The sequence below is a fragment of the Natrinema sp. 74 genome (genome assembly GCF_046097095.1).
In the GTDB taxonomy this organism is placed as follows: domain Archaea; phylum Halobacteriota; class Halobacteria; order Halobacteriales; family Natrialbaceae; genus Natrinema.
This window is the reverse complement of record NZ_CP175698.1, coordinates 1351724-1368706: the sequence shown is the minus strand read 5'-3', so window position 1 is coordinate 1368706 and position 16983 is coordinate 1351724. Positions and strand designations below refer to the sequence as shown.

17 protein-coding genes and 2 tRNA genes are annotated in these 16983 nt (G+C 64.8%); 10 read left to right on the top strand and 9 right to left on the bottom strand.

Annotated elements, in window-relative coordinates; all coding sequences use genetic code 11:
* The first annotated feature begins 92 nt into the window (after nt 1-92).
* Complete coding sequence (locus ACJ70B_RS06900) at nt 93-1583, top strand: hypothetical protein (RefSeq protein WP_408959669.1); 1491 nt, start codon at nt 93-95, stop codon at nt 1581-1583.
* A gap of 107 nt (nt 1584-1690) precedes the next feature.
* Nucleotides 1691-2653 (top strand): transcription initiation factor IIB, encoded by a 963-nt coding sequence (locus tag ACJ70B_RS06895; RefSeq protein WP_408959668.1) that lies wholly within the window; start codon nt 1691-1693, stop codon nt 2651-2653.
* An 87-nt stretch (nt 2654-2740) separates the two neighbouring features.
* On the opposite strand, the gene ACJ70B_RS06890 is transcribed toward ACJ70B_RS06895, so the two are convergent.
* Together ACJ70B_RS06890 and ACJ70B_RS06885 are read right to left on the bottom strand one after the other, a co-directional pair.
* Nucleotides 2741-2811: transfer RNA gene (locus tag ACJ70B_RS06890), tRNA-Gly, on the bottom strand.
* Nucleotides 2797-2934: a hypothetical protein gene (locus ACJ70B_RS06885; protein ID WP_408959667.1), complete on the bottom strand. Its 138-nt coding sequence runs from the start codon at nt 2932-2934 to the stop codon at nt 2797-2799. Before ACJ70B_RS06885 ends, ACJ70B_RS06890 begins: the two co-directional genes overlap by 15 nt.
* Nucleotides 2935-3187: 253 nt before the next feature.
* Here ACJ70B_RS06885 and ACJ70B_RS06880 point away from each other — a divergent pair, with 253 nt between their 5' ends.
* Nucleotides 3188-3982, top strand: a complete 795-nt coding sequence (locus ACJ70B_RS06880; RefSeq protein WP_408959666.1) for an NAD+ synthase — start codon at nt 3188-3190, stop codon at nt 3980-3982.
* Here the strand turns inward: ACJ70B_RS06880 and ACJ70B_RS06875 are convergent.
* Together ACJ70B_RS06875 and ACJ70B_RS06870 are read right to left on the bottom strand one after the other, a co-directional pair.
* On the bottom strand, nt 3979-4530 hold the full coding sequence (locus tag ACJ70B_RS06875; protein WP_408959665.1) for a GNAT family N-acetyltransferase: 552 nt from the start codon (nt 4528-4530) through the stop codon (nt 3979-3981). The genes ACJ70B_RS06880 and ACJ70B_RS06875 overlap by 4 nt on opposite strands.
* 72 nt (nt 4531-4602) lie before the next feature.
* On the bottom strand, nt 4603-5307 hold the full coding sequence (locus ACJ70B_RS06870; RefSeq protein WP_408959664.1) for an enoyl-CoA hydratase/isomerase family protein: 705 nt from the start codon (nt 5305-5307) through the stop codon (nt 4603-4605).
* Between the two features lie 60 nt (nt 5308-5367).
* Here ACJ70B_RS06870 and ACJ70B_RS06865 point away from each other — a divergent pair, with 60 nt between their 5' ends.
* From ACJ70B_RS06865 to ACJ70B_RS06855, 3 genes are all read left to right on the top strand, one after another.
* Nucleotides 5368-6099, top strand: a complete 732-nt coding sequence (locus ACJ70B_RS06865) for a hypothetical protein (protein ID WP_408959663.1) — start codon at nt 5368-5370, stop codon at nt 6097-6099.
* Nucleotides 6100-6198: 99 nt separating this feature from the next.
* A tRNA-Thr gene (locus tag ACJ70B_RS06860) sits at nt 6199-6270 on the top strand.
* A gap of 176 nt (nt 6271-6446) precedes the next feature.
* A complete protein-coding gene (locus ACJ70B_RS06855; RefSeq protein WP_408959662.1) occupies nt 6447-7148 on the top strand; it encodes a plastocyanin/azurin family copper-binding protein in 702 nt (233 codons plus the stop codon).
* A 209-nt stretch (nt 7149-7357) separates the two neighbouring features.
* Here the strand turns inward: ACJ70B_RS06855 and ACJ70B_RS06850 are convergent, their stop codons facing one another.
* The 3 genes from ACJ70B_RS06850 to ACJ70B_RS06840 form a co-directional block, all read right to left on the bottom strand.
* Nucleotides 7358-8995: a preprotein translocase subunit SecD gene (locus ACJ70B_RS06850; protein WP_408959661.1), complete on the bottom strand. Its 1638-nt coding sequence runs from the start codon at nt 8993-8995 to the stop codon at nt 7358-7360.
* Nucleotides 8992-9864 carry a protein translocase subunit SecF gene (gene secF, locus ACJ70B_RS06845; RefSeq protein ID WP_408959660.1) on the bottom strand — a complete coding sequence of 291 codons (873 nt, stop codon included), beginning with the start codon at nt 9862-9864 and terminating at the stop codon, nt 8992-8994. The genes ACJ70B_RS06850 and secF overlap by 4 nt, the downstream gene beginning before the upstream one ends.
* 142 nt (nt 9865-10006) lie before the next feature.
* Nucleotides 10007-10480, bottom strand: a complete 474-nt coding sequence (locus ACJ70B_RS06840) for a DUF5812 family protein (protein WP_408959659.1) — start codon at nt 10478-10480, stop codon at nt 10007-10009.
* 237 nt (nt 10481-10717) lie between these two features.
* Between ACJ70B_RS06840 and ACJ70B_RS06835 the strand changes: the two genes are divergently transcribed.
* Complete coding sequence (locus ACJ70B_RS06835; protein ID WP_408959658.1) at nt 10718-12013, top strand: glucose-6-phosphate isomerase; 1296 nt, start codon at nt 10718-10720, stop codon at nt 12011-12013.
* Between the two features lie 79 nt (nt 12014-12092).
* On the top strand, nt 12093-13226 hold the full coding sequence (locus tag ACJ70B_RS06830; protein ID WP_408959657.1) for a lysostaphin resistance A-like protein: 1134 nt from the start codon (nt 12093-12095) through the stop codon (nt 13224-13226).
* 40 nt (nt 13227-13266) lie between these two features.
* Here ACJ70B_RS06830 and ACJ70B_RS06825 read toward each other — a convergent pair whose 3' ends face one another.
* Both ACJ70B_RS06825 and ACJ70B_RS06820 read right to left on the bottom strand, forming a co-directional pair.
* Nucleotides 13267-13725, bottom strand: coding sequence for an NOB1 family endonuclease (locus ACJ70B_RS06825; RefSeq protein WP_408959656.1), 459 nt, complete (start codon nt 13723-13725; stop codon nt 13267-13269).
* 4 nt (nt 13726-13729) lie between these two features.
* Nucleotides 13730-13975 (bottom strand): PRC-barrel domain-containing protein, encoded by a 246-nt coding sequence (locus ACJ70B_RS06820; protein WP_408959655.1) that lies wholly within the window; start codon nt 13973-13975, stop codon nt 13730-13732.
* 302 nt (nt 13976-14277) lie between these two features.
* On the opposite strand from ACJ70B_RS06820, the gene infB reads away from it, so the two are divergent.
* Together infB and ACJ70B_RS06810 are read left to right on the top strand one after the other, a co-directional pair.
* On the top strand, nt 14278-16077 hold the full coding sequence (infB, locus tag ACJ70B_RS06815) for a translation initiation factor IF-2 (RefSeq protein WP_408959654.1): 1800 nt from the start codon (nt 14278-14280) through the stop codon (nt 16075-16077).
* A 451-nt stretch (nt 16078-16528) separates the two neighbouring features.
* On the top strand, nt 16529-16954 hold the full coding sequence (locus ACJ70B_RS06810; protein WP_408959653.1) for a hypothetical protein: 426 nt from the start codon (nt 16529-16531) through the stop codon (nt 16952-16954).
* Nucleotides 16955-16983: the final 29 nt, after the last annotated feature.

Sequence of the window (16983 nt, the reverse complement as noted above, 5' to 3'; positions counted from 1 at the left end):
TCGTCCGGAGGTCCCGTCTCGAGCCGCTTCGAGCGATCGTGTCGAATTCGGCACACGCGGTTTGATATGTGTGCCGTTAGTACCGCCGAGAGATGCGTCGCTCGTTCGTCATCGCGGCCGTCCTGCTCGTCCTCGCGTTCGCGCTCGTCGGTGGTCCGTCGCTGTTGTTGTCGCTCTCGACCGACGAGAGCGCTCCTGCGGGGCCAAGCACGACGACCCCAACAAAGACCGCCGAACCGGACCCCGACCTCATTTCGTTCGACGACTCTGAGAGCGGCTTCTGGCGGTACCTCAGTCCGAGCACGGCGTTCCGAAAGCGGAGCCCGATCAACGTCGTCGTCCGCGGCGATGTCACGGACGTCGAGGCGGCCTTGACCGAGGCGGACGGCGGCCACTGGTCGGCGGTCAACGAATCGGAGGAAGCCGCCCTCCCCGATACGTACGCCCTCTTCGGCGGGAACGACTCCGACGAGACGCGAGCAGGGAACGGAACGGCCACCAACGAATCGCCACCGAACGCGAACGGGACGAATAACTCGTCCGCTATCCCCTCCGATCGCAATCGAACCGAATCAGAGCCGACGAGGGGCCGTCTCCCCGACCTCGAGTGGGGTGAAGCCGACGGCGGCATCCGCTACGCCTACGTCGACCCCGGCCCGAACGAGAGCGGCCACTGGACGACCGAGACGCTGCAACTCGAGGACGGTACCTACTACGGCCAGCGCTACCACATCCGGCTCTACGAGAGCCCCAACGCGGACGACGATTGGATCGCCATGCAGACTCACTCGGAACACTTCGACTGGTTCACCCTCCGCCACCGCGTTCACGGCTCCCAGGACGCCCAGCGGAACGTCGAGTCCGATTTCATGGCCCATCCGGCGATCGACGTCCAAGACGACGTCAGCCGCATCTACCTCGACAACGGCAACTCCTCTGACGCCGACGGCTGGGCGACGCTCGTCGAGCTCGCCGGCCTGATCGTCGTCCCCACCCTCGTCGGGGTTCGAGCCAGCGGACGCGATGGCAGCACCTCGAGCGAGACCGAGCACGCCTCTCGGCTCACCGAACGGACGCCCGCCGCCATCGACGACCGCCTGACCGACGTCGACCGCCGTCGCCTCGCCGCCGCTTACGACCGCCTCGAGGCCGGCCACCTCTTGCTTGCACTCGCCGTCGTCGCGCTGTTGCTCGGCGTGCGGGCGGGCGGCATCTTCCTCGAGCGCCACGCGGCGTTTCTTACGCCCCATCAGATCGCCGCCTTGCTCTATCCGGTGATCGGCGTCGGCATTCCGGCGGCGACGTACCTGATCGCGCGCGGACTCACGCGTCGACTCGACGCCGCCGTCGTCGCCGCAGGCTCGCTCGCGGCCGCGATCTGGCTCGATTACGGGATGCTCGGCGTCGATACGCTCCCCGTCGATGTCGTCGTCCAGCGGATGCTCGTCGTCGTCGCACTCGGTCTGATCGCCGGTGGCGCGGCCGAGCGCGCGGCTCGCGACGCGAAGATCAACGATATGTTGCTGGTCGGCACCGCGATGTGGCTGGTGGTCCTCGCCGGAACGCTCTTTGGCTATTTCTGACCCGCTGTGGCCTCGCTCCGCCGTGACACCGACGGTCTGACCTCGGCTCGAGGCCGACTCCATTATGGCGAGTCCTTAAGTCCATGCACCGTCGTTTTCGATACGATATGGCAAGCCCACCCCGTCAGCGCGAACGCACCTCTGAAACGACTGCCGAAACTCAGGACGAAACGCGCGAGCGGGCGTGTGACGAGTGTGAGAGTGGCACACTCGTCAAGAGCGACGGTCACGGTGAACTCGTCTGTGACGAGTGCGGGCTGATCGTCGAGGGCTCGAACATCGACCACGGACCGGAGTGGCGCGCGTTCAACCACTCCGAGCGACAGAACAAGTCTCGCGTCGGCGCGCCGACGACCCAAACGATGCACGATAAGGGGCTGACAACCTCTATCGACTGGAAGAACCAGGACGCCTACGGCCGCTCGATCTCCTCGGACAAGCGCAGCCAGATGCGCCGCCTGCGAAAGTGGCAAGAGCGCATCCGCACCAAAGACGCCGGCGAACGCAATCTGCAGTTCGCGCTGTCTGAAACCGACCGCATGGCCTCCTCGCTCGGCATTCCCCGGTCTGTTCGCGAGGTCGCCTGCGTCATCTACCGGCGTGCGTTAGACGAAGACCTCATCCGCGGGCGCTCGATCGAAGGCGTCGCGACCAGCACCCTCTATGCCGCCTGCCGCATGGAGGGCATTCCGCGCTCGCTCGAGGAGGTCGCCGCCGTCTCCCGCGTCGAGCGCAAGGAGATCGGCCGCACCTATCGCTACGTCGCCCAGGAACTCGGCCTCGAGATGGAGCCGGTCAATCCAAAGAAGTACGTCCCGCGTTTCTGCTCCGAACTCGAACTCTCCGAGGAAGTGCAGACGAAGGCAAACGAGATCATCGACACCACGACCGAGAAGGGGCTCCTCTCGGGTAAGTCGCCGACTGGCTACGCCGCCGCCGCCATCTACGCCGCCTCGCTGCTCTGTAACGAGAAGAAGACCCAACGGGAGGTCTCGGACGTCGCGCAGGTGACCGAAGTGACGATCCGGAACCGGTATCAAGAACAGATCGAAGCGATGGGGATCTACTAGCGCGTAGAGACGAAGCCGGATAGTTACTAAAACCACCTACCCGCGATGGTACCCGCCGGCCGTCCTACTGACCGTGCGTTACAGAAATGCGTCGGCCGGGAATTGAACCCGGGCTATGAGCTTGGGAAGCTCATGTCCTACCACTAGACCACCGACGCTCGCGTGCGCCGACACTCGAGCGTATCCGCCCATCGCACTTCAACGTAGCGCTCTCGAGCGCCCCCGTCGTCGGCGACCGTGATTCCGGCCTCGAGTCGCGATTTCTGCGGCCCTCGATGCATACCGCGGGTCGGCCGTCGTCCCGATAGCTGCGGCAAACTGTCGGCAGCGTGGGGTTCGTGCCCGTTTTCGACTCGAACGGACTGGGTCGCGGAGTTCGATGCTCGCATCCATTCTCACCTTAGGTCACCCGACCGACCGCCAGATAACCGCTACAGCGCCCCCTTCCCCCCTCGAGAGGGCGGAAATCGACCACTCGGTCATTTTTCTCCGGTGAGGGGAGGGTATTAGGTTATACCGGCCATAGGGGGTGATATGCTCGACCTTCGGTTTTCCGAGCGGGAACTAACGTTGCAGCGCGACCACATCACGCAGTTCATTCGCAAACAGGTCGACGCTGCGGGGGCTGACGGCGTCGTGCTCGGGCTCTCGGGTGGGATCGACAGCACGCTGACCGGACACCTCGCGGTCGAGGCCCTCGGAGCCGACGACGTTCACGGGCTCGTCCTCCCGGCGACGGTCAGCAGCGAAGGCAACATGAGCGACGCCGAACGGGTCGCACAGACGCTGGAGATTACCTACGACGTGATCGAAATCGAGCCGATCGTCGACTCGCTGCTGGCGGCCTATCCCGAGGCCGAGGGCGACCGCGAGGCCGTTGGCAACGCACGCGCCCGCGTTCGGGCGGTCATGAACTATCTCGTCGCCAACCACGAGAGCCGGCTGGTGTTGGGAACGGGCAATCGAAGCGAGGCCGCCGTCGGCTACTTCACGAAGTACGGAGATGGGGCCGTCGACTGTCACCCGATCGGCAACCTCTACAAGGCACAGGTCCGCCAGCTCGCCCGCCACGTCGGCGTCCCCGAGGAACTGGCCGCGAAGACCGCCACCGCGGAGCTGTGGGCCGATCAGACCGACGAGGACGAACTTGGGATCAGCTACGAGACGCTCGACTCGATCCTCGTGACCCATATCGACGGCCCGCTGTCGGTCGCCGCGACCGCCCGACTGCTCGAGGTCGACGAAGCCACCGTCGAGAAAGTCCGCGGACTCTACGAGCGCAGCGAACACAAGCGCACCGCGCCGCCGGCACCGGAGAAGCTGGATTAGTCGCCGCCCTCACGGCGCTCGCTTCGCCACTCGTCCTCGAGTAGCCCGTACCAGTACGCGTCCTGATACGCGCCGTCGATGAACGCGACGTCGCGGTGGACGCCTTCCTGCGTGAACCCGACGGACTCGAGCAGCCGTCGCGACGGCTCGTTGAGTTCGAAGACGCGGGCCTCGATTCGGTGGAGCCCAAGCTGGTCGAAGGCGTACCGGACGACGCGCTCCGCCGCCTCGGAGCCGTAGCCTCGCTCGTGGTGGTCGGTTGCGACCCAGTAGCCGAGTTCGGCCTTTTGTGCCTCCAGATCGATCCGGTTGAGCGCGATGGTTCCGATCGCTGTCGATTCGTCGACGATCAGGAGCGACACGTTTTCATCGCCACAGACGACGTCATCGAAGAACTCGCGTTCCTGCTCACGGTTCATCGGCCTCGAGCGACCGATGAGCCGCCAGATTCGCGGATCGTTGATCTGCGCCTGCAGGAACTCGAGGTCGGCCTCTTCGATCGGCCGGAGCGTGACCCGGTCGGCCTCGAGAAACACCGGTTCGGGCATACCACTCTCGTATATGTAAGCTACTAAATCACTTTCGCACGGCCCGACGGCGAGGACGTACGAGCCGCGATCCTACTCGAGCAGCGCGTCTATATCGTCGGCGTGGGCCGTCACGAGGTCGGCGAACGCCTCGGCCTCGCGTCGCTCCTGAGTCGCGCGTTCGCCATCGTCTCGAAGCCGCCGTTTCAACGCAGCCAGTGCGTCGGGCGCGTTTTCAGCGATCTCCTCGGCGACCGATCGAGGCTCGTCTTCGAGCCGCGAAATGAGGCCCATCCGCAGGGCCTCCTCGGCGTCGATCGACCGCCCGGAAAGGGCGAACTCGAGGGCGTCGCCCTCGCCGAGCACGCGGGGTAGGCGGACGGTGCCGCCCCAAGCACCGAACAGGCCGAAGCTGACGCCCGGTTCGCCGTAGGTCGACTCCGGCGTCCCGACGCGAACGTCACAGGCCAGCGCGAGCTCGAGACCGCCGCCGCGGGCCGGGCCGTCGATCCCCGCGACGACGACCGCGGGCGAATCCTCGATGGTCTGGGCGACGCGCTGGCCCAGCCGTGCGAACTCGGCGGCGCGGTCGCGCTCTCCCTCGAGCGCCGCGACCTCGGTTACGTCCGCGCCCGCCGAGAAGGCCGGCCCGCGTCCACGGAGGTAGATCACCGACTCGTCGGCGTCTTCGATCGCCGTCTCGAGGTCCCTGAGGCCGTCGACGGAGAGGGCGTTTCGCACCTCAGGACGGTCGATCGTGACGGTACGGACCGCACCGTTCGTGTCAACGTCGATCATGGCAGCAGTCGACCGGGCGTTTCCAAAGGTCTTTGGCTCCGCCCTCGTAACCCCCCGCTAATGGAGAAGGCCGACAGCTGTCGGCGTGCCGCCGTCGAGGCCGTCGCGGACGTCGAACCATCGCAGCTACACGACTACCTCGAATCCGTTCTCGATCGGGCGTCGATGCTCCCTGGCACGCTCACCATAGAGAGCGCCGCGGCCACGGCAGCCGAGGGACCCATCCTCGAGGACGCGTCGCGGCCCGCCGATGCGGTCGATTCTGAATCCGACGATGTCGTCACCCACGCGGCCGGCGTCCAGCTCATCTACGAGGGCCTGCGCCTAACGCGCTCGCTCGCCCGCGACGAACCCTGGACGGCGACCGACGCGGACGCGGGCGACGGCGACCTCGCGATCCTCGCCGCCGACATCCTCGTCGCCCGCGGCTTCTACCTGCTCGCTCGCACGGACGCCGCCGGCAAAGCCGTCCGAACCGTCCGGTCGTTCGGCCGCGACCAGACCCGCCGGACCAACCTCGAGACCAGCACCGCCGTCGCCGACGCCGACCCCGCGGCAATCGACGCCAACCTCGAGCGTGACGTGCTCGAACTCGCCGTCCTCACCGGGGCCGTCGCCGTCGACGAAACGCCCTCGCCGCGCCTGCTCGCCGTCGCCGAGGACCTGGCCGATCTCGCCGACTCCTCGTTTCCCCCAGCCGCGGAGTGTCTCGCCGACTTCGACGCGCGAACTCGCGATCGCTCGCTCGAGGAGGGTCCGACCGATCGAGCGACGTCGGCGACCGATCCCTGATCGTCGGTCGCAATCGTGGGACGGGACCGAGACAACCTACCGCACGGCCCGACCGAATCGAAACCCATAAAGACGACTCCGAACAACGAAAAGATGCGCGCCTGGGTAGCTTAGCGGTAAAGCGCGTCCTTGGTAAGGACGAGAGCCCGGGTTCAAATCCCGGCCTAGGCTTCCTTCGTTCCTCGAGATACCTAGTAGCTTCGCTGGCCGGTTCGCTATCAGTTCTTGAGCGGGTCGACCACGTTCTGCGAAGAGTCGGTCTTATACGTTGGGTAGGATGATTGTCGCGGCGATACCGTTCTACATACCGGATAAGAAAAGTGGGTGATCGGCATCGCTTCGGTGGAATGACGAAGCACGATCAGCCGCCTCGACGAACGGTGCTCGGGATTGCGGGCAGTGCGATCGGCATCGGGCTCGCGGGTTGTCTGAGCGGCCAAAGCGAGACCGACCAGCACGGCGACGGCAATCACAGCCACGACGGCGGCGACGAAAACGGGAGTGTGACCAACGAGACGAGCCACAACGAGCCTCATGGCGGCAACGAGAGCCACGGCCACGACGCGGCACTCGAGGGGCCGTCCGAAACGGCCGAGGTAGCCATGGCAACGACCGATTCGGGACAGCACTTCGAGCCACACGTCGTCTGGGTCGAGACGCGCGGGCGCGTCACGTGGACTAACGAGAGCGGCAATCACTCGACGACTGCCTATCACGCCGACAACGGCGAACCGCAACTCGCTCCTGACGGGGCGGCGGCGTGGGACAGCGGTGTCCTCTCGAAAAAGGGTGCTACGTTCGAACACACGTTCGAAACTGAGGGCGTCTACCAGTACTACTGTACGCCCCACGAGACGGCCGGGATGATCGGCAGCGTCATCGTCGGACGCCCCGATCCGAGCGAGCAACCCGCGCTAGCGGACCCGCCGTCGGAAAAACCGGACGCCGTCCAGCGGAAGCTGACGTCGTTGAACGACCGAGTCACGAGCGCACTCGGCGGCGACGGGCATGGTGATCAGGACGGCCATGGCGACCACGGCGGGCACTGAGAGCGCCCGTCTCGCTCGAGCGGGTTGCACTCGCAACCCGATCGCTCTTGACTATCGAACCAGTGTGTATGCGGGTGATTGCGATGCCGGTCTGTACGTCCTGTGAGAGCCCCGTGTCGTACGATTTCGCACGCGCTTATGGCGACGGCAAGCGCGTCGACTGGTGTCCGCGGTGTCGAAACAAGCGGTAAAGCGGCGGGAAAAGAGCGCTACCGATCGGTCAGCAGCCGCCGCAGGATGTCTCCGTAGGCGGGTCGGGTGATGAGGACCCCGATGAAGACGCCGAGGATGGTGATGATGGCGAAGCCCTGGAGGTCGCCGAGGCTCAGCACGGCCAGCGGCGAGAGGGCGACGACGGTCGTCGCGGCGGCGCCGCCGATGACCCAGAACGCTTTGCGGAACCGCGACTGGAAGACGCGAGCGGAACTGACGTCCCCCTCGTCCATCACCTCGTCAGCGATGATCACGAGGTCGTCAACCCCGGTCCCGATGACGGCGATGAATCCGGCGATGTGGGAGAGATCGAGCGGCATGCGTATCACTGCGGCGAAGCCCAGCAGAATCACCACCTCCGCCATCGCGGTGAGGATCATCGGCAGGGCGACGCGGGTGTCCGTATAGCGGGTATAGACGACGCCGCTGACGGTGATCACCGAGAGCAGGCCGATCAGCAGCGAGTACTGCTTGAACTGCTCGGCGTGGGAGGCGTCGATCGAGTAGATCTGGCTCCGGTCGAAGTCAAGCGGCGCGCGCAGGCTGCCAGCTTTGAGGTTGAGCGAGAGCGACCGTGCGTCCTGCTGGTTCTGTGCCCCCATCTGGAACGTCGGATCGTTTTCCCAACTACCCTGTCTCATGGATGTTGCGAGCCCGGTTCGCCCGCTTCCTCCACTGTCGCCCATGCTGTGGGCGGCGACGGGCTTCTTGTCAGTGACAGTCACCAGACAGTACTGTTCTCCCTCGTGATCGAAACTGACGGTCCCGTTCTCGGTGCTGAGGCTACACTTCCCAATCCCCTCGTCGGTGAAGCCGAGTTCGTTCATCTGTCGCTGGAACTGGGATGCAGCGCTCTCACGGACCTGAACCGGGACTACATATTCGCCACCGCGGGTATCTGGCGGATCCACCTTGGCGATGCCGTCGCCGGTCAGCACCGTCGTGTTCGTCTGGTTCCCATTCTCGTTCGGATGGTAGGCGACGACCTCGACGACCCCGCGTTCCGAGAGCAGATCACGGAGTTCGTCGCTTCCCATGTTCGGGACCTCGACGACGATGTAATGGTCGCCGTTCACCGTCGACGCCTCGTAGACCGTGCCGCCGGAGAGTCCGGCCGCGTTGATCTTCGTCTGGATCGTCCCGATCATCTGATCGCGGGTTTTCTGGGTGACGCCGGGACGGATGTCGTCTTCGGACACATCGACGTTCGCCGCTTGCAGCGCCGCGGCGAATTCGGCCTCGCTTACGTTGTCGGTGAACACCTCGGCGGTGACGGTGCCGTCGTCCTGTACGTCGACGCTGGCGTTGCCCGTGTCGAGGCCGAGTTCCTGGTACAGCGTCGACTCGATCTCGTCTAAGCGCTGCTGTTCATGTTGCTTGATCTTGTTGTCCTCGGTAATTCCCGGTGCGATGTTCTCGGCGGTCATGCCGGTGACGGGAACCCGGATCCGAGTCCCGCCGTCGAGGCTGAGGCCAAACTCGAGATTGGTCGGGCCGCTCTGGACGTTATCGGCGGCGACGCCATCGTTGGCCAGAATCCCACTGGGGATAAACAGCGCGACGGTAGCCAGACAGACAAACAGCGTGAGCAGGAGGATCCGCCAGTTTTCCTTGACGGCGGTAATCGGATTCATGAGCGGATCCCCTCGAATTTGTACCAGCGGAGTAGACTCAGGTTCAGCATGTACGTGTTCATCAGGTCGGCCGCGAGGCCGACGAACAGGATGATACCGATCGACGCCAACAGCTCGATGCCGAAGACGAACGCCGTGACCCCCATGACGAGCATGGCGGCCATCGACGTGACGGTCATCGTGACGCCGGTGCGCATCGCGCGGTGGGTACTCTCGTAGAAGTCACCGCTCCGTCGCAGGATATGGTTGTTCAAGAGGATGTCCGAGTCGACGGAGTACCCGATCAGCATCAGTAAACCGGCGACCGTCCCCAGCGAGAGCGGGATCCCAACCAGCCGCATGAACGCCAGCGGGATCATCAGATCGGAAAACGCCGAGATGACGATCGCGATCGACGGGACGAACGTCCGAAAGAGCAGGAAGGCGACGGCGCTCATCCCGAGAAACGCGACGACGAGCCCCAGGAGGGCCGTCTGCTGGCTCTGCTGGCCGAAACTCGCCGATGTCGAGGAGGTCATCTGGACGATCTCGGCGTTTCCGTCCTGCTCGAGGTTCTGTTCGGCCTGATCTCCCAGCGTTTGTGCGTCGGTCGAGGAAAACCGGACGATGTACTCGTTTCCGCCAGCGCTCGTGACTGACTCGGGCTGTTCGTCGAACGCCGCCGGAATTTCAGACTGCGGCGTCGTCGTCTGTACGGTCAACTCGGAACCGCCGGCGAAATCCATCCCCAGCGAGACCGGCGTCCCGTATACGAGAAACGATCCGCTCAGGACGAGCAGTGCCACCGCGAGGACCGCAAGCGGCACCGCCGCCAACTGGCGGTTACTGTACCGGGTATAATCGATCTCCGGTACGTTGAAATACGCCATATACCGGACACTTGTAGCCCCGCGAAGTAAGCTTTCTCCATTTCGCCCGCCTCTCCCGGCCGTCCGCAAGTGACCGGAAGACGGCTGGCTCTTGATATCATGTCGTATGTTGCGTTCGGAACCGACGCAGCGCCGACGCCGCTCAGTCCGGGAGATAGCGGACGCTCAACACGCCGTCGTCGGCTGACCGCCGGACCTCGACGCGGACCGCCTCGAGCCGGGCCGCTCGCGCGATCGTCTCCTCGTCTTCGAGCACGTCTTGCGCTGCAGGTTCGACCCCTCCGTCGGGGACGCGGAACACGTGGATTTCGCCGGTGCCGGCCCGCTCATCTTGCACCAGGTCGCCGACATCGCTGTCGGCCGCGAGGTCCTTGGCGTGCTGGGTCGGCTCGAGGTCGCTGTCGACCAGGTCGATCGAACGCCGCTCTTCGACGTTGATCACCTCCCAGGCGACTTCCAGCGGCGGTTCCGGTGCGACGGTCGCCTCGAGGACGTCGTGGACCTCGAGGCCGGGGTTCGACGCGAGGGTGTGGACCTGTGCGGTCTCGACGTCGCGGACGACGGCCGATTCGTCTTCGGCGTGCGTGACGACGAACGTGCCCGTCTTATCGGTCATGGGCATCCGTAGACGGGGGACCGATTTCCGGGTTTCGGCTTCTATCCGCCGTGCGACCGGTTGCTGTCGGAGCCACCGATCGTCGTGCTATCACAAACACGGTGAAAGCCCCTTTCATTCCCACCCCGGCGGTGGATGGCTGGGGTGCCGATACAGGTGGTCGGGCGGGGTTGCTGGATGGAGACCCGACCGATACAGTCAGGAACGCCTTTAGCCCAGGCGGGTGCGTGCTGGGACGTGAACGTCGATATCGGAAACGCGCTTTCGTCCGTCGCATCGCCGGGCGTCTCGAGGGAGTCCCTCGAGCGCTTAGACGAGCAGGTGGCCGATGCCCACGAGCGCATCGAACGCGGAATGGCAACCGGGGAGCACGGCTACGAGTCGCTGAATCTCCCTGAGCGGACCGACCCGGCCGAAATTCGGGCGGCGGTCGAGCCGGTCGCCGACGCCGACGCGCTGATCACCGTCGGCATCGGTGGCAGTTCGCTGGGCGCGGCGACGATCGCGAACGCACTCGAGTCCGACACCGAGACGGTCTTTCTGGACAACGTCGACCCAGAATGGGTCACGCGCCGCCTCGATGGCCTCTCGCTCGCGGACGCGGCGATCAACGTCGTTTCGCGCTCGGGGACGACGGCGGAGACGTTGGCAAACTTCCTCGTCGTGCGCGAGGCCTTCGAGTCGGCCGGCGTCGACTGGACCGAACGGACGATCGTCACGACCGGCGAGGCCGGCCCGCTGCGTGATCTCGTGGAACGCCACGATCTGCCCTCGCTCATGGTGCCCGATGGAGTGCCAGGCCGCTTTTCGGCCCTGTCGGCCGTCGGCATGGTCGCCGCAGCCGTCTGCGGGCACGATCTCGAGGCGCTGCTCGAGGGCGCGGCGGCCGAAGCCGAGACCCTCTCGGGCTCGCTGTTCGACTGTCCGGCCTACGCCTACGGTGCGACGACCTACGCGTTAGACCAGCGCGGTGCGGGGGTCAACGCGATGATGCCCTACGCGGAATCTCTCGAGACCTCGGCCGAGTGGTTCGCCCAGCTCTGGGCCGAGAGCCTCGGCAAAGACGACCTCGGCCAGACGCCGGCCCGGGCGCTCGGCGTCACCGATCAGCACTCGCAACTCCAACTGTACCGGGCCGGCCCGCGGGACAAACTCGTCACCTTCGTTACGCCGCGGGGCGGCGGCGACCGCGAGATTCCGGCCACCGACGTCGACGAACTGGCGTATCTCGGCGATTCGACGCTGGGCAAGCTACTCGAGGCCGAATTTGAGGCCACGGAGGCTAGCCTCGCCGCCGCCGGCCGGCCGAACGTTCGGATCGAAATGGAGCGCGTCGACGAGTACGAACTCGGCGGGCTGCTCTACGGGATGGAAGCCGCCTGCGTGCTCGCGGGCGAACTCTACGGCGTGAACACGTTCGAACAGCCGGCCGTCGAGTGGGCGAAGAAGGCGACTCGCGGTCTACTGGGCGGCGGCGAGTTCGAGGAAGCCGAGGCGGTCGCCGAGAAGACGGAGCTTCGCGTCGAACGGTAGCCACTCGAGTCGTTCGCCGGTTCCCCGCGGCGTCGTCCGGTTGCGGTGCGCCTATGAGTCCTCGCACGAACACTCGCGTATGACAGAGACTGCACGGGCCGACGACACCGGCTCGATCGCGTCCGACGCGGTTCCCGGGATCGGAACCGCCCTCGCGGGCATCACGATGGTCGCGATGCTCGTTCCCGTTCGCCGCGGCGTCGACGATCCCGTCGTCTGGGCAGGGGCCGCCTTCGCCGCCACCGCCGTCCTCGCCTTTCTGGTCCGCCGCCACGCCGACATCGCGCGCCGCATCGTCGCGTCGATCGCCGCCGTCTCGAGCGTCGGCGTCGTCTTGCTCGCCGGCTACGCGCTGAATCAGGGGGTGCTAGCGTCGACTGCCTTGCCGACGGTTCCGGTGTCGATACCGATCGTCCTCGTCGCGTTCCTTACGGCGGGGCTCACCGCCGGCGTCGGCGTCGCAGACTACTTCGGTATTGGACTCGCGGGTCTCAAGCGCCGAAGCCAACGGACGCTCGTCCTGTCGGTTGTCGGACTCGCCGGTCTCCTCGTGCCCCAGATCGTGATGGCTATCCTCTATCTTTTCGCCGTTCCGTTCATCGAGACGCTGCCGGAGTTCGAGCGCCTCATCGCGAGACAGGTTGTCAGTCAGTCCGGCGTCATCATCGGGACGGTGCTCGTGGTCGGTGCGTTCCTCCGTACGACGGACCGCGATCTGTCCTATATCGACGTTCGGTGGCCGACGCTCCGGGAGATCGGCTGGATCGTCGGCGGAGTGATCGTACTGCTAGGGGCGATTCAGGCGATCTCGATTCTCATGCAGTCGACCGGCGTCGAGAGCGCAGAGCACTCGACGACCCAGCAGGCAGCGGACAACCCCAAACTGATGTTGCTCCTGGTTCCGATCGCCATTCTGGTCATCGGCCCGTTCGAGGAGGTGCTCTACCGAAACGTGATCCAGAAATCGCTGTACGAGCCCTTCTCCCGGTTCGGTGCTGTCGGTGTCGCAAGCATCATCTTCGCGGGCGTCCACGTGCTCGCGTACGCGACTGCCGGCATCGGTGCGGTGATCGCGAGTCTCGGTACCGTCTTTGGGCTCTCGATCGTACTTGGGGTGAGCTACGAACGCACCGACAATCTACTCATTCCGGCGCTGATCCACGGCGTGTACAACGCGTTAACGTTTGCGAACCTCTATTTCATCTACAGCTAACTGCGTTCGAGTCGACGGTCCAACGCGTTTCACAACGCCGTTATGACGGATTCTTCCGAGCCAGCGCCGACCCACAGATCGGACACCGGTCTTTCTCCTCGTCGAACTCGCGGCCACAGCCCTGACACTGGAACAGCCAGTGGCGCTGTTCGTCGATACCCTCGCGAGCGATCACTTCGACGTCGACGTTCAGCTTCTCCGCGACGTTTTGCATCGCGTAGTCGTCGGTCACGAGGACGCCGTCGAGTTCGAAACTCGCCGCAACGAGGCGAACGTCGGTGTTCGAGAGCACCTCGAGGTCGCCGGATTCCTTGGCGGCGCGCTTTACCTTCTCGGTGGTGTCCTCATTGGGAATGTGGATATGCATCCCGGAGCCTTCCATCGCGTCGTAGCGATAGGCGCTCTCGTCCTCGAGTTCCTCGCGGACGAGCGGGATGGTCGCAGTCTGTTCTGTCGTATGGAAGTCGTGGATAAAAGCCGAGGAGTCGAGAACGTACATACCGTTAGCGCTGGACGACGATGTAGTCTTTCACCGCTTGAACGCGGTTGACGGGGACGAGAAAGCGGCCGTCGTCGTCGCTATCAAAGTCGACGGCACGCCCGGCTAGTTCTTCGTCGGGTTCGATGACGAGGTCGCGAAGCTTCCCGGATTTGAGATCCATCGTGATGTTGTAGAGCAGTCCGAGCTCGGTGCCGTCAGACCCCATGACGGACTTCCCCGAGAGGTTTTCAGCGAGTATATCGCTCATGCATGCCCGTACTTACTAATCGGTATTAAAGACACGGGGACCGCCCGAAACCGCGTCGGAGTCCGGCCGTCACCGCCGAGTCGGCGATTGAACACCGTGTTACGATCCGCTCTCAGCCGGGTGAAATGAACGAATCACCGCAGGCGACGGCGGCGACGGTCGACCCGCGACCGGTCGCGATCGACCCGGCCGACGGCGCTTGCGGCTCACCGGTGCAGCCACAATGTCGGGACCGGCGATGACGATGGGTTTAACTACGGCGCTACGGACGATTTAGGTACGACCTTCTCGGGTGGTTCATCATGTCGGACACGGACACACGCGACCCTACATCCCTCAGAACGCCGATCGTCGCCGTCCTCGGACACGTCGATCACGGCAAGACAAGTCTCCTCGATAAGATCCGCGGCTCCGCGGTCATCGAGGGCGAAGCAGGCGCGATCACCCAGCATATCGGCGCGACCGCCGTCCCGCTGGATATCATCTCCTCGATCGCGGGCGATCTCGTCGACCCGGACGACTTCGACCTGCCGGGCCTCCTCTTTATCGACACGCCGGGCCATCACTCCTTTACCACGCTACGCTCTCGAGGCGGTGCGCTCGCCGATATCGCCATCCTCGTCGTCGACGTCAACGACGGCTTCCAGCCCCAGACCCTCGAGGCGCTGGACATCCTCCGTCGCTCGCAGACTCCCTTCATCGTCGCGGCAAACAAGATCGACACCGTGCCGGGCTGGAACGCCCACGAGGACTCGCCGATCAACGACACCTACGAATCCCAGTCCGACCGGGTCCGCCAGCGCTTGGACGAAAGCCTCTACGAGATCATCGGCAACCTCTCAGACGAGGGCTTCTCCGCCGACCTCTACTGGCGAGTCCAGAACTTCCAGCGCAACGTCGGCGTCGTCCCCGTCTCGGCGATGACCGGCGAGGGGGTTCCCGACCTCCTGACGGTCATGATGGGGCTCTCCCAGCGCTACATGAAAGAGGAGATGGAGATCGATGTCGCCGGCCCCGGCGTCGGCACCGTCCTCGAGGTCAAAGAGGAGAAAGGCTTCGGGACGACGGTCGACACCGTCCTCTATGACGGGACGATCAGGGCCGACGATCAGCTCGTCGTCGGCGGGATGAACGAGCCGATCGTCACCGACGTACGCGCGCTCCTCCAGCCCCGGCCGCTCGCGGAGATTCGCACCGAGAGTCGCTTCGAGAAAGTCGACGAGGTCTCGGCCGCATCCGGGATCAAGGTCGCTGCGCCGGAACTCGCCGACGCGATGGCCGGCGCGCCGGTTCGGGTCGTCCGCGACCGCGACGTGGATGAAGTCATCGAGGAGGTACAAGCCGAACTCGCAGACATCGCCGTCGACACCGCCGAAGAGGGCGTCGTCGTCAAAGCCGACACGCTCGGCAGCCTCGAGGCGATGGCCGACGCCTTAGACGACGCGGAGGTGCCGATCGTCCGCGCGGAGGTCGGCGACGTCGCACCGCGGGACGTGTCGGTCGCCTCGACGGCCGACGACGGCAAGCAGAAGGCCATCCTCGGATTCAACGTCGATGTCCTCGACGACGCGGAAGACCGGGCGGAGGTCGAGGACGTGACGATCTTCACCGATCAGGTCATCTACCAACTGATCGAGGAGTACGAGGAGTACGTCGAAGGGATCGAACAGGCCCAACAGGACACCATCCTCGAGAACATTACCCGGCCCGCACGCTTTCGCATCCTGCCGGACCACACCTTCCGCCAGAACGACCCCGCGGTTGTCGGCGTCGAGGTGAACTCCGGGACGGTCCAGAACAACACGAACGTCGTCAAATTCGAGGGCAACGAACCCGAGCGCGTCGGCCAGGTCAAAGGCATTCAGGAGCAGGGCGAAGACGTCGACGAGGCCCGCGCGGGCAATCGCGTCTCCGTCGCCATCGACGGCCCGACGGTCGGCCGCCAGATCGAGGAAGACGACGAGCTCTGGGCCGAGATCCCCGAGAAACACGCGAAGATCTTAGAGCAGGAACTCGCGAGCGAAATTCCGGCCGACGAACTCGAGGCGCTGAACATGTACCTCGACAAGCAGCGCAACCGGGACCCCTTCTGGGGGAAGTGAGCCGTGAGTCAGTGAACCGCGGCACAACCTCGTGCGAGGGATGAGCGAACGACCGCAGGGGTGAGCGAATCGAGTGGGGAGGACGTGGAGATGCCCTGTTGCCACGATAGCAGAACGCGCTTTCTTCTTCGTAGTCGTCGTTGACTGGTGAGAGGCCCGCGGTTCGTCCCCGTTGGCTCGCGGCTCCATCCGTCATCGCTCGCCGTATCGAGGTCTTCGCCCTACTCACCCCTCGCGTTTCGCCGGCGTCGGTCCCTAGTACAGACAGCCCTCGTTCCCGGTCGGCCATTTGGTTTCGGGTGCGTCGTCGGTCCAGATCGCCTCGAGGTCGCGGCCGTCGACGGTGGCGCGGGAATCGGTCATGCTCGAGGCCACGGGCGAGAATCCTTTTCGGTGCCGACCTTGCGATGTCCCCTGTAAGGATTACCATGCTACTCGTGGTGGGTTCTGTATGCTTGTACAGCTCCGACAGTACAAACACGAGGAGGTCCAGTTCGACGACAATAGGACGACCGGCGAGTCCCAGACCGAGGACGCGGTGAATCCGGAGTCGGAAGACTACTTCGGGAAAGACATGGACGAACTCGACATTGAGACGTGGGATACCATCGAGTACGAGGACGATCCGATCGAGCGCCGTTCCGTCACGATCGACGGGGTCACCGCCGTCTCCGTCCCGAAGGAGCCGACCGACGCGGACGATCCGGACCTCCCCGGGCAGACGATTCAGTTGCGCATGGGCGGGGGGATCGAAAACATCGCACAGGCCGAGATCGTCGAGGTGCAGGACCTCGAGGTCGAAGAAGAGGAAGCCGAGGGGAAGGCGTCGCAGGACGACGAACCCTACGGCAAGGAATCGATGGACGAAGAGCCCTAGGGACGTACCCGTCCGGGGAACACCGTCTT